The 12,900-nt window shown below is 59.2% G+C and carries 11 protein-coding genes; 6 read left to right on the top strand and 5 right to left on the bottom strand.

Features of this window, described 5'->3' with window-relative positions:
- Window position 1: 1 nt before the first annotated feature.
- Entirely contained in the window at window positions 2–739 is a 738-nt protein-coding gene (locus ACZ5AL_RS08615) for a phosphatase PAP2 family protein (protein WP_464509964.1), read from the top strand.
- Between the two features lie 349 nt (window positions 740–1,088).
- Here ACZ5AL_RS08615 and ACZ5AL_RS08610 read toward each other — a convergent pair whose 3' ends face one another.
- The 5 genes from ACZ5AL_RS08610 to gltX all read right to left on the bottom strand — a co-directional run bounded on the left by ACZ5AL_RS08610 (window position 1,089) and on the right by gltX (window position 6,383).
- On the bottom strand, window positions 1,089–1,730 hold the full coding sequence (locus ACZ5AL_RS08610) for an RNA-binding domain-containing protein (protein WP_464509963.1): 642 nt from the start codon (window positions 1,728–1,730) through the stop codon (window positions 1,089–1,091).
- Between the two features lie 104 nt (window positions 1,731–1,834).
- Window positions 1,835–2,866 (bottom strand): NAD(P)H-dependent glycerol-3-phosphate dehydrogenase, encoded by a 1,032-nt coding sequence (locus tag ACZ5AL_RS08605; protein ID WP_464509962.1) that lies wholly within the window; start codon window positions 2,864–2,866, stop codon window positions 1,835–1,837.
- Between the two features lie 102 nt (window positions 2,867–2,968).
- Entirely contained in the window at window positions 2,969–3,646 is a 678-nt protein-coding gene (gene plsY, locus ACZ5AL_RS08600; RefSeq protein WP_464509961.1) for a glycerol-3-phosphate 1-O-acyltransferase PlsY, read from the bottom strand.
- A 103-nt stretch (window positions 3,647–3,749) separates the two neighbouring features.
- Window positions 3,750–4,754, bottom strand: a complete 1,005-nt coding sequence (gene purM, locus ACZ5AL_RS08595) for a phosphoribosylformylglycinamidine cyclo-ligase (protein WP_464509960.1) — start codon at window positions 4,752–4,754, stop codon at window positions 3,750–3,752.
- A 123-nt stretch (window positions 4,755–4,877) separates the two neighbouring features.
- Window positions 4,878–6,383 carry a glutamate--tRNA ligase gene (gltX, locus tag ACZ5AL_RS08590; RefSeq protein WP_464509959.1) on the bottom strand — a complete coding sequence of 502 codons (1,506 nt, stop codon included), beginning with the start codon at window positions 6,381–6,383 and terminating at the stop codon, window positions 4,878–4,880.
- A gap of 276 nt (window positions 6,384–6,659) precedes the next feature.
- On the opposite strand from gltX, the gene ACZ5AL_RS08585 reads away from it, so the two are divergent.
- The 5 genes from ACZ5AL_RS08585 (at window position 6,660) to ACZ5AL_RS08565 (ending at window position 12,667) form a co-directional block, all read left to right on the top strand.
- The gene (locus ACZ5AL_RS08585) at window positions 6,660–8,318 is read left to right on the top strand and encodes a foldase protein PrsA (protein ID WP_464509958.1); all 1,659 of its coding nucleotides are present in this window, start codon (window positions 6,660–6,662) and stop codon (window positions 8,316–8,318) included.
- A 15-nt stretch (window positions 8,319–8,333) separates the two neighbouring features.
- Window positions 8,334–9,206: a SurA N-terminal domain-containing protein gene (locus ACZ5AL_RS08580; RefSeq protein ID WP_464509957.1), complete on the top strand. Its 873-nt coding sequence runs from the start codon at window positions 8,334–8,336 to the stop codon at window positions 9,204–9,206.
- Window positions 9,207–9,347: 141 nt separating this feature from the next.
- Window positions 9,348–10,718: a peptidylprolyl isomerase gene (locus tag ACZ5AL_RS08575; protein ID WP_464509956.1), complete on the top strand. Its 1,371-nt coding sequence runs from the start codon at window positions 9,348–9,350 to the stop codon at window positions 10,716–10,718.
- A gap of 126 nt (window positions 10,719–10,844) precedes the next feature.
- Entirely contained in the window at window positions 10,845–11,843 is a 999-nt protein-coding gene (locus tag ACZ5AL_RS08570; RefSeq protein ID WP_464509955.1) for an AAA family ATPase, read from the top strand.
- 50 nt (window positions 11,844–11,893) lie between these two features.
- On the top strand, window positions 11,894–12,667 hold the full coding sequence (locus ACZ5AL_RS08565) for a ferredoxin reductase domain-containing protein (RefSeq protein ID WP_464509954.1): 774 nt from the start codon (window positions 11,894–11,896) through the stop codon (window positions 12,665–12,667).
- The last annotated feature ends 233 nt before the right edge of the window (window positions 12,668–12,900 follow it).

Genomic DNA, 12,900 nt, shown 5'->3' with positions numbered 1-12,900 from the left:
CATGCGCGTTGCTTTTTTCGGACTGTCGGTGCGCCTGTACGTCAGCATCATAGCGCTATGCGTTGTCGTTGGCGCGGCAGGCGTTCCAGCATATGCCTCCGTACCTGTCGATACCACCAGCAGCGCGCCCACGCACTGGGATGCACGCGCTACGGCAGTGCTGTATGACTACAGCACCCCTGCTCTCCCCCTGCTGCACGGACTTCATCAGACTGCGCTGCCGGTGTTTGCGGGCGGCCCGCTGCTGGCAGGAGGACGCGCGATGTATCTGCAGTCGCAGCCGGCGTTTGCGGAGGCGTACCGGCTGGGCGTATCCATGACCGGGGCGTATGCCCTTACGCAAAGTCTCAAGCTCCTCATTCAGCGTCCGCGTCCGTATGCCAGCGGACTCGTTGCTCGCCGCGATGCAGCCACGCCCGTCACGCCAGATGCCCAGACGATTTCAGATCGTGCAGCCATGCCTTCGGGACATGCCACACTCGCCGCGGCGCTTGCCACCTCGTGGAGTCTGAGTCACCCCCGCTGGTATGTCATTACCCCAGCCACTGGATGGGCCCTCGGTAGCAGTTGGAGCCGCGTGGGGCTGGGCGTTCATTACGTAAGCGACGTGATCGTCGGACTCCTTGTGGGCGGGGGAAGTGCAGTTGCTGTACACCTGCTTCGCGACACCATCACCCCAACGCTGTTCGAAGACACGGGGGCCGCCGCCCCAGCAGTGCATCTCTCCATTCCACTCTAAAAAAACATAAGCTGGCGAAGAGACTGGAAATCGATAGCGTAAGATGGTGTCCTCGTCGCGATGTACAACCGGCATGACCTTCGGCCCCTCTGCGTCGCGACGGACGAATGGACGCTCTGCGTCCGACGTAACAACTCGGGTGATGGTTTGAGGACGCTGGAGCGTTTCACTGGAGCATCGCCACCAGAGTAGGGATGTTGTCGCGTCCGCCAGTCATCCTGATGCTGCCAGGCGGACGGATTTTAGCACCCGCCCTACGGGCTCGGCACGTCCGATACGCGGGGCCAACCATGATCTGTATAAACAGTAACTTGTCCAAGAGAGATATAAACAGAATCCCACCTGCTGATTAGTAGGATAGCGTAAAAAAGTCCTCGTTGCGGTCAGTGTGGAGCTGCAACAGGTCGGCTCGTGTGAGCTGTACAAGAATGGCCGACGCTTCATCGACAGAGATATCGGCTACACGCGCAAACTGGTCGACGGTGACGCGCCCATAGTCTTTGAGGTAGCGAAGGAGCAGCGATTCAGTTTCTCCAAACGAAGCGGTTACCCCATTGGACGCCTCGGTGCGTTCCATCAGGCGCACCGACTCGGGGCTCGCTTCTACGCTCATGTCTTCAACACGCACGTAAGCCATGCCTGAAGTGTCAGTGGGAGGGTGCAGCACATGGGGCTTCGCGGCGCTCTCTGGTATGTGCACGACAATCACATCGCGGCGCGGTGCAATAACCACTCGCTGCGTGTCATAGGGAACCGGCGGATCGCTGTACTGGTCGATGGCTTGCCGCAGCATAAACTCTTCTTCGGCAGCATCGTCTACGCCCGTCAACGTACCATCATCATCTACGCCCAACAGAATACGTCCCCCGTTGGTGTTGGCAAGGGCAACCGCTTCTTTAGCCATACGCTCCGGACCTGGAACGCGACGTTTGAATTCGAGCGTGAGCCCCTCCCCCAACGAGGCTAACTGCTTCAGCTCTTGCAAAGTCATAGGGATAAGGGGTCAGGCAGGCGCGTAAAAACGATTGTTATGCAACCGTATAACGAACACAAGCCCTTTTCGTGTTCGTACGCTGCGCAGGTGTACACAACACGTTACCACTCTGCTTCGGATGCGAGCCGCCGCGTTTCAGGTTTTGGGGCACGAGCCATCAGATCGTCAACCAGGGCGCGCGGATCGGCGTCTTCGTAGAGCATGGCATGCACGGCGGCAGTGATGGGCATATCCACGTCGGATTCCTGCGCCAGGCGATGCATAGCGCGCGTAGTGCGCACGCCTTCGGCCACCATGTGCATGGCATCGAGCGCCTCATCTAATGTCTTGCCTCGCCCCAGCTGTTCGCCCAGGTGCCGGTTGCGGCTATGCCCGCTCACGCATGTCACCACCAAATCGCCGATGCCTGCTAAGCCCGAAAATGTTTCTGGGGTGGCGCCCACAGCTGCTCCTAGGCGCTGCAACTCGGCCAGGCCCCGCGTGATGAGGGCCGCCTTTGCATTGTCACCATAGCCTACGCCATCACAGACCCCTGCGGCCAGCGCCAACACATTTTTGGCGGATCCAGCCAGCTCTACGCCAAGACGATCTGTATTGGTGTACACACGCAGGCGGTCGGTCATGAACAGATCTTGTACCGTTTCAGCATGCGCCTGTTGGCTGTGTGCAGCGACCACGGTGGTTGGGGCTCCAAGGGCTACCTCTTCAGCATGACTGGGCCCCGATAGCGCCACGCAGGGAGGAGCAGCCTCATTCCATACCGTTTCCATCACTTGCGTCATGGTCGCGCCGGTCTCTTCATCGACCCCTTTGGCAAGCGAGACCGCAATGCGGGCCTGTGAGATGTGGAGCTGTAGCTTCGACGCTAAATCGCGGATAGCGTGCGACGGCACCGCAAGCGCCCAAATCGGAGCGCACCTCGCAGCCATGTCTACGTCCGACGTAACGGTTACCCCTTCAGGCAACACTACATCAGGAAGATACGATGGGTTGCGGTGGGTGGTTTGCATTGCCTCCGCATGATCAGGACAGCGCGTCCAGAGGCATACACGTCGGTCGTTGTGTGCGAGGTGAACAGCCAGCGCCGTTCCCCAGCTGCCGCCGCCCCAAATCGTTAGGTCCGCGTGAGTCATGCGTCAAGGTGCGTTTGAAATGGAGAACGTAGCGAGTAGTGAACGGCCGGATGGATGGTAGTAGCTTAAAGGTACGCCGTTGTGCTCGGGGGCACCACCGGATTATATTTCGCCCCGTCCGATCATACCTTGCGCGGGCCGAAACGACGAGAACTGGTTTTCTTCGCCCTTCATCAGACGTCGAATGTTAGAGCGATGGGCGAATACGATTCCCACAGCCAAAAGCACGCCTACAGCCAGCACGCTTAGATCCAGTCCGGTATTAAAGACAAAAATTTGAACGGCCACGGCAACCGGAAAGGCCACTGCACTCGTCATGGAGGCTAGCGACACATAGCCCGAGGGCAGCAGCACAGCCAGGAAAAGTGCCATTACGATAAGCATAGTCAGTGGAGTAATAGCCAGTAGGGCGCCCGCTGTGGTCGCCACGCCTTTTCCACCATCAAACCCGAGGTACAGCGGAAACATATGCCCAACGATAGCCCCGAGCCCGGCCAGTAGAGCGATCACCGTATCCAACTCCCACGCGCCAAACGACGGCACCGTGCCAATGCGGAGTTGGGCAATGACTCCCGCGGCAAATGCGCCTTTGCCCATATCTAACAGCAGCGCACTGGACCCCACTTTCCAGCCCAGTACACGAAAGGCATTGGTCGCCCCCGCATTACCGCTGCCGTAGTCGCGCACATCCACTCCGTGCACCATCTTCCCCAGCCACACGCTGGAGGGCACCGAGCCAATTAAGTAGCTAAGAACCAAAATAACGGCAATAGAAGCCATAAGGCTGGCGTGCGCTAGAGCACGCAATCACGTGAGGGCAGTGTGCGATGGGGGGGTGTTATAACCGTTATGTAACGGCGTTTTGTTCCTTCTGGAAGCGGTTTCAAGAAGACGGGGTTATCGTGCCGATGTGGATGGGCTCTGGCCCGACAGCGGTTAATGCCTCAGCAGCGGTGTCGGCCTGGTTGGGGGGCACAACCACCACCATACCGATGCCAAGATTAAAGGTGCGGCGCATGTCGGTTTCGGGGACATCCCCCACCTCCTGAATGAGCGAAAAGATGGGCGGACGCGTCCAGGCGCTGTAGTCGACGGCTGCGGTGAGTCCATCAGGGACGATGCGGGCCAGATTGCCAGGAAGTCCGCCGCCGGTGATGTGGGCTAGCCCTGACACCGGAGCGGCAGCCTGCACGGCCTGAAGAGCGGGCAGGTACGACCGATGGACTGCCAGCAGCGCCTCGGCCAGCGTATCGCCGCCAAGGGCATCAATCGGTTCGTTGATCGAAAACGCTTCAAACAGTGTGTGTCGGGCCAACGAAAAGCCGTTGGTGTGGAGACCGGTAGAGGGCAACCCCAGCAGCACATGGCCATCTTCAATGACAGATCCGTCGATGATATCCGCCTTATCGACCATGCCTACAATGGTGCCAGCCAGATCAAAATCGTCGTTGGCGTACACATCGGGCATCTCCGCAATTTCTCCGCCGATGAGCGCACAGCCGTTGGACTGGCACGCCGTGGCGAATCCGCCAATGAGCGCCTCGGCACGGTCGGGGTGAAGCTGTCCGGTTGCGTAGTAATCCAGGAAAAACAGCGGGGTGGCTCCACACGCGGCAATATCATTCACGCAGTGGTTGACCAGGTCTTGCCCCACGGTATCGAAGCGGTTGGCGCGCTGAGCTACCAGTACCTTTGTGCCCACACCATCGATAGACGACACCAGCACAGGCTCTTCAACCCCTGACAAATCGGGCTCGAAGAACGCTCCAAACGCGCCAATGTCGGCCAGCACGCCGGGGGTAAAGGTATCGCGCACAGCCCCTTTGATGCGATCTACGCTTTCTTCGGCCGCGTCGATATCGACACCGGCGTCCTTATAAGTAGCCATTGGATTGGGTTACACGTGATTCTAATGGGGAAATCTGCTCTTTGGTCTTGGGGCGTAACCAGCACCCGCCGCCCCTTTCGCTATACGCCTGCTGTAAATACGAGGCGAAGGGAGCCGGTTCGATTACGCGTCGTTGCCAAGTGCTTCGATGACCGCCTTAATACGGCGCAGCGTGGTTTCGCGTCCCATAAGCGTCACCAAGTCAAAGATGCCGGGTCCGTAGGTGCGTCCGCTAATGGCAAGGCGCATGGGGTGGATGACCTGTCCCAGTCCAACATCAAACTGATCGGCCACATCGCGCATGCCTTGCTCCACCACCTCGCGATTAAACGCAGGGGCGGATTTGTATGCTTTGGCGAGCGCTTCCAAGATTTTAGCCGACTGTGGACTCCAGCGTTTTTCTACGCATTCGGGATTGTACGTGTCGGGATCTTCAAAGAGGTAGCGGTGCTCGGTGACCACCTCGCGGACCTTAGCCACGCGGTCTTGCACCAGCTCCGTGACAGCAAGCAGGCGCTCACGGGTAATCGGGTATTCTTCTTCTACAATGTAGGGCCGGGCAGCATCGGCAAACGCCTCGGCGTCCATACGGCGGATGTGCTGCTCGTTGTACCAGTCGAGCTTATCGATATCGAACTGCACTCCGCTTTTGCCAACGCGCTCCAGCGAGAAGGCCTCGATCAGTTCGTCGCGGCTGAACAGCTCCTGCTCCGTACCCGGATTCCAGCCCAGCAAGGCCAGAAAGTTGATGAGCGCCTCTGGTTCATAGCCACGCTCCCGGTACTCCGTCACAAACACCGGAATGCCCAACTCATTGGCGTCGCGCTTCGACAGCTTGCCGCCCTGGTCGCCCGGACTCATGATAAGCGGCAGGTGCGCGAACGTGGGGGGCGTCCACCCAAAGGCCTGATACAACAGCACATGTTTGGGCGTAGAGGGCAACCACTCCTCGCCCCGAATGACGTGCGAAATACGCATGTGGTGGTCGTCTACCACGTTTGCCAGGTGGTAGGTTGGCAGGCCATCCGACTTCAGAAGCACCTGATCGTCGATGCCTTCGGTGCTAAACGAGATGCCCCCGCGCACTACATCGTCAAACTGAAGCGTCTGATTGCGGGGCACCTTTAGGCGCACCACATGAGTGGCCCCCTCGTCGAGCAGTTCCTGCACCTCGTCATCAGAGAGCGTAAGCGAGTTGCGCATCTCGGTGCGTGTGGACGCATCGTAGGCGGGCGACGGGTTTTCTTCGGTGGCATGCGCCTCACGCATCGCTTCGATTTCTTCTTCGGTGTCGAAGGCGTAGTAGGCCGCCCCCTTATCGATAAGCTGCTGGGCATACCGCTGATAGAGCCCCGAACGCTCCGATTGGTAGTACGGCATATGCGGGCCGCCCGTACCGGGGCCCTCGTCGTAATCAAGCCCAGACCAACGCAGCGCCCGCATCAGGTCTTGCTCGGCCTCCTCTACATAACGTGTTTGGTCGGTATCTTCAATGCGTAGAATGAAAGTCCCATCGTGCTGATGAGCAAATAGGTAGTTGTACAAGGCCGTGCGCAGCCCGCCGATGTGCAAGTGACCGGTGGGGCTCGGGGCGAAACGTACGCGGACCGAAGAATCAGAGGTAGCCATGAGTGCAGCCGCTACGGGTTAAGTGGAACAGTACACGAAACAAATACTTCTTGAGGATGCATCGGTGGTAATAGCCCTGCACACATTGGGCAGTTCCGTGCCGCGACTGCAATGCAACTACGCCTCACAAAAAGACCCACCGGGCCGCGTGTGCCCTACATGAAACCTTCTGGTTCAGGGAATCAAATGAAGGGGCGCTCGTATGGGATAAACCATGTTTGCTCATGTATCGAGCATCGTTTGTAGGCATTATCCTTCAGTAGAATTAAATTACGGATGCATCATTCTTGGTCTGCCGCCCGCCTTCTCATTCTTGCGGGAGGGCTTGTCGTATTTGTTGGCGCCTGCTCGGCGCTTCCCTTTTCCTCGGACGATGCAGACGCTCCCGTTGCCACGTTTGCCAACGAGGAGATCACGTTCGAGGAGGTGTATGCAGCCTGGGGACGCCAACCCGTTGAGGCGGTGTCTGACACCACCGATACTACAGCGGCCCTGGTTGACTTTCTGAATCAATACCTGAACTATCGCCTGAAGGTGCATGAAGCCGTTGAGCAAGGATACGCAGATGCGCCCGACTTTCAGAACGAGGTGGCTACATACCGCCGCGAACGAGCACGTCCGGCATTGATTGAGGAGAACGTCACGAAGCCGTTGCTCGACACACTGTATGTCCGGCAGCAGTACGAGGTGCATGTGCGCCATATGCTGGTGGAGGTGGATGAAAACGCACCGCCCGAAGACACCACAGCCGCCTACGAGCGCATCCGCGATCTGCAGGTACAACTGGAAGAGGGCCATGCGTTCTCTGACCTCGCACGTGAGCACTCCGACGACCCTTCGGCGCAGCAAAGCGGACAGCGCGGCTTTGAAGGCGATTTAGGGTATCTGACCGCTGGGCAACTGGTTGAGCCGTTTGAGGATGCCATGTACCGCCATCCGGTTGAGGCGCCGCCACGGCTGGTGCGCTCCTCGTTTGGGTATCATCTGGTGGATGTGATGGACCGGCGCCCCCGCACCCCCGATATGCGGATTGCCTACATCATGCTGTTTCCCGAGGACCCGAACCATCCGGCCAGCCATTCCGAAGCCGCCGCTCGTGCCGACTCGCTCGCCAGCACGCTTCCACCCGATAGCACCGCCTTTGCCGATGCCGCACAGCGCTACTCGGCTGATGAACAAACCGCCGCCAATGGAGGAGAACTGGGATGGCTTACCATCGAACAGCATGTACCCCTGCCGTTTCGCGATGCTGTTCGCGAGCTGAACGAAGACGGAGCGATCTCGGAGGTCGTGGCCCTCGATAACACGTATTACCTGATCCAGCGTCGTGCTATCGACCCCCTTCCCTCGTTTGAAGAGGCCGAGCCTGAACTCCGCGATCAGCTAGAGGAGTTGCCTCGCACTGAACGCCACAAGCAAGCGTACGTGCGGAGCCTGCACGATCATCACGCGGTGCGCGTCGATTCGAACCGCGTCGCCACAGCGTTCGACCTCGACGACTGGACTACCCCCGCCCATGCGACTGACCGAACCCGCGCCCAGTCGGCGGATGCGCATGCGGCCGTCTACGTAGATCAGGACACACTGACCGCTGCTGACTTTGCGCTGCATCTGCGCACGCACCCGAGCTTGCGTGACCTTCCGTTTGAGGAGGCGCTCAACCGCTGGCTCGACGATCATGTGCTCAACGCTGCCGCCGATGCCCATGCCGAATCTGACCCTGAACTGCAACGTGAACTGCGCGAGTTTCGCGATGGCGCGCTGGTGTTCGAACTGATGCAAGACTCGGTATGGACCGCCTCTACCAACGACCCTGCAACCGATGAGGCCGCCGATGCCGAGCGCGCGTTCCACGAGCGCCTGCGAAACCGGTACAACGCGGATCTCTTTCCAGAACGCCTGCGTCGATACTACGACGCCGCCTCGCATCCCTAACCTGTGCCTTCCTCTATGTCTTCGCGTCTGGTTGTGCTTGCTCTATGCCTGGGCGGTCTTACCGTGCTGCCCGGTTGCACCGATGATCCATCGGATGATGCATATGCCGCCCGTGTAGGAGATTTCCATTTGACCGAAGAGGAGGTGTCGCGTGCCTTGCAGTCGGTACCCGTTAATGGCGATACCATTGAGGCGCGCCGCCAAATCATCGAGCAGTGGGTGTCGCGCACGCTGTTGCATCAAGAGGCCCTGCGCCTCAATCTAGAAGACGATCCAGCTGTGCAAGAGCGGCTGGCCGAGCAAGAGCGCGCCGTGCTGGTTAATGCGCTCACAACCCAGCTCTACGAGGCAGCTGAGATTGAGCCCAGCGACAGCGACATCCGCCGGTATTTCGAACAAAACCGCGACCGAATGCAACTGCGCGAGCCGCATCTTCTGCTTCGCCATGTGCGCACCGCTCATGCCGACACCGCCGACACCATCGGCAATAGCATTGCCGAGGACAATGCATGGGAGCAGTTGTGCACCTACGATGTCGTGAACGCAGAGCAGACGTGCCAGGTGGGGCAGCAGTTTTTTCCGGAGCACCGTCGCTTCAATGTGGCCCCGTTCTTGCGCTCTTCTGTTGAAGACATGGAAGTGGGCGAAACGCGCACCCTTGAACGCGATACGCTTTACCACATCGTACACTTAGCCGACCGGGCCGATGCGGGCGAGGCGCCCGAAATAGAGTGGGTGGCTCCCGAAATCAGGCGCCGCCTGAAGACACGAGCCCGGAAACAGATGCATGCCCGTGAGGTTCAACGCCTACGAAATGAAGCCCGTGCTCGCAATGATTTGGAGATCTCAACCGTTACCCCCTCCCCACCGTCGGAAACAGCTCCGTGAACCGGGGCTAGATCGCCGACCGAGGCACATGGGAGCGGACTTCGTTTTGTAGCCCATCTCTCCACGCGCCTTCTGCGTGGTTGAGGAGCACAGCAGCGCTCCCTCTTTTTTACTCTTTCCATTGTTTCGCTACGTAGCTACATGACTCTACGTTTGTTTGTAACGCTAAGCCTGCTTGTTGGCTTTCTTACGTACGGAACGGCCACGCCAGCCACCGCCCAAGATCGGACGGTGTCTGACCAGGTCGTTGCTGTAGTTGGTTCCGATATCATCCTCAAATCAGAGGTTGATCAAATGGTTGCCAGTATGCAACAGCAGCAGCAAAGCCCTGATACCGTTACGCCCGAGTTGTGGGAACAGGGGCTTCACGAACTCATCAATCAGCGCGTGATGGCTGAAATTGCCGAGCGGGATACCAACATTGTTATCCCCGACGAACAGATCGACGCGCAACTCCAGCGCCAGATCCAACAAATGGCGCAGCAAGCCGGGGGCGAGCAAGAGCTTGAGGAGATGTATGGGCAAAGCATCGCCGAACTGCAAGAAAACTTCCGCGATGAGTTTCGTGCCCAGATGCTAGCCGACGAGGTGCGCCGCCAACGCATGGAGCGCGTACGCATCACACCCACGGAAGTAGAAGAGTGGTTCAACCAGATTCCAGAAGCCGAACTGCCCATTCTACCCGAGTCGGTACGGATGTCGCACATCGTACGCTACCCTGAGCCTACCGATGCCGCAAAAGAGGAAGCCGAAGAAATCATCACCACCATCCGCGATTCGATTACAACGGGCGGAGCCGACTTTGAAGACATGGCTTCCCAGTTTTCCGAAGACCCTGGCTCGGCACGCAACGGAGGCCGCATTGCTGGCGTAACCATCGACAATTTTGTCCCCGAGTTTGCAGCGGTGGCTGCGCGACTTCCCGAGGGCGAAATCTCTGAGCCGTTCTACAATCCAACGCATACGGGATATCACATTGTACGCGTTAACGAACGGCGCGGCAACACGGTTGACCTCAATCACATCCTTATACAGGTAGACCGTCGTTCGGCAGACGAAAGTGAGGCCATCGAGTATCTCGAAGCCGTGCGCGACTCCATCGTCAACATGGGACAGCCGTTTGGGCGCATGGCAAGCCGCCACTCGCAAGAAACGCGAAGCGCCGACATGGCCGGACGCGTCATTGATCCGCAGTCGGGCACGCGCGATTTGGTTCTGGAGCAACTGGGATCAGCCTGGCGCGAGACGATCAATAGCATTGAGGAAGGCGAAATCAGTGAGCCGCGTCCTGTGCGCCTGCTCGACGGAGAGCGTGCCTTTCACATTGTGAAGTTGCACCGCCGCACGCCTGAACACCGGATTAGCCTGGACATGGACTACGAACGGATTCGCGAGTTTGCGCTTCAAGAAAAGCAGGCACGCGTCATGGAAGAGTGGATCGAAGATCAGCGCGAATCGGTTTTCGTCGAAATCAAGATCGACGACCCCAGCGACGTGATGGCGCTCAATTAGCGCGCTACGGTCAACAGTCTTGTCTGTCTCGTGCTACACGATGTTTGATGCAGTGGCCTACGGGCGTGCCTCGGCTCGCCCGGCGGTTCCTTGCTTGCTCTCCGCCTCCCTTGCTCTTCTGTGCCTATGCCTTCCGCCTCCTCCCTTGATGCCGATGTAGACGCCACCGATGTAGACGCGGTGGCCAACGCCTACAGCGCCCTCCATGATGAAATGACGCGCGTCATTGTAGGGCAAGACGCCATTGTCACCCAGGTATGCGCGTGTCTCTTTGCGCGGGGACACACGCTACTCGTAGGCGTGCCCGGCCTGGCCAAAACGCTTTTGGTACGCACCCTGTCGCGCGCGCTGAACCTGTCGTTTAGCCGCATCCAGTTTACGCCCGATCTGATGCCGAGCGACATTACCGGCACCGACATCATCCAGGAGGCCGCTGATGGTAGCCGCCACTTTCAGTTTGTGGAAGGCCCGATCTTTGCCAACATTGTGCTGGCGGATGAGATCAACCGTACACCGCCCAAAACTCAGGCCGCCCTGCTCGAAGCCATGCAAGAGCGCCATGTCACCGCCGGCGGCCAAACGCGCCCACTCGACGCCCCGTTCTTCGTGCTTGCCACCCAGAACCCCATTGAGCAAGAGGGCACTTACCCGTTGCCCGAGGCTCAGCTCGACCGCTTCATGCTGAACCTGTGGCTCGACTATCCTGACTTTGCGGATGAGGTGGATGTCGTGCGTGCCACCACCGCCGACGCGCTCCCGGAAGCCGAGCCGGTGCTTACCGCGGAAGAGGTCCTGCGTCATCAACGCGTGGTGCGCCAGCTGCCTGTGTCTGACCACGTAATCGAATATGCGGTGGACCTGGTGGCGCGCACCCGCCCACAGAGCGACCGCGCGCCAGACTACGTATCCGACTATCTACAGTACGGCGCCGGGCCACGCGCATCGCAGTATCTCATTTTGGGCGCCAAAGCGCTTGCCGCGTTCGACGGGCGCGCCACTCCGCTAGAGGACGATGTGCGCGCTATTGCACGCCCGGTATTGCGCCATCGTATCGTTACCAACTTCAACGCCGAAGCCGACGGAATTACCACCCTCGGCGTTATTGACCGGCTGCTGGATACGTAGCGAATCCTCTACCACAAGCTGTTCGTTTCTCGTTTCCTTTTCACCGACCTATGGCTGTCCCCGACCCCGACCGCTACTTTCGCCTCACCCTGCAGCGCCGCGAGCAATTTACCGATGACCTGGCTGTACTCCACGTCAAAGCTCCCGAGCCCGTGTCGTTTACACCGGGCCAGTACGCCACGCTCGGCCTAGAAGTTGACGATTTGCCGCGCCCGCTGTTGCGTCCCTACTCGGTGATTGGCACTCCGGAATCCACTGAACTGGAGTTCTACCTGGAGCGTGTGGATGAGGGCCGCCTCACCCCGCTGCTGTGGAACCTGGAGCCCGGGGCCACGCTCTGGATGCGTCGCAAAGTGGTCGGGCGCTTCGTCCTGGATACGGAGGTCACCCACCACGTCATGGCAGCCACCGTTACCGGGGTTGGTCCGTACCTTAGCATACTGCGCACCTGGCTCGACCAGCCCGCCGACCAGCGCCCACCGCATCGCTTTCTCGTGCTGCATGGCGCCAGCCTTTCTCAGGAGCTAGGCCGCTATCGCACTGAACTGAACGAGTACGCTGCCACCCATGCAGCCATTGACTACGTGCCCACGGTAAGCCGCCCCTGGAACGACCCCGACTGGACCGGGGAACGGGGGCGCGTTGAAGATGTGCTGCGTAAGCATTGGGATGCAGCCCGCTTTCCGCTGGATGATACAGCGCTCTACACCTGTGGCCATCCGCAGATGATCGACAAAGCTCAGGAAATTGGAGCACGTACCGGACTTGACGAAGACCGCATCCACGAGGAAAAGTACTTCGTGGAACGCCGCGCAACCGCGTAAGAGGGCGCTGGGGCGGCGCCGCGCACCTCGCACTACTGTTTTGTCACAGGTCAATCTTCGGGTTGCAACACCCCCGTCTTAATGATGTCATCTTGAGCGGAGCAACTGCGTCTAGCAGATGCGGAGTCCTGACACGAGCGAAGCGACTGACGAACGCAGTGAGTAACAATCTCCCACGAACTGGGCAGGGCCGTTGGTTTGCCAGCAGCTGCTGAGCGCCGAGGAGATGTTTC

Source organism: Natronotalea proteinilytica, from assembly GCF_055379935.1.
This window is presented reverse-complemented; position numbering and strand designations above follow the sequence as displayed.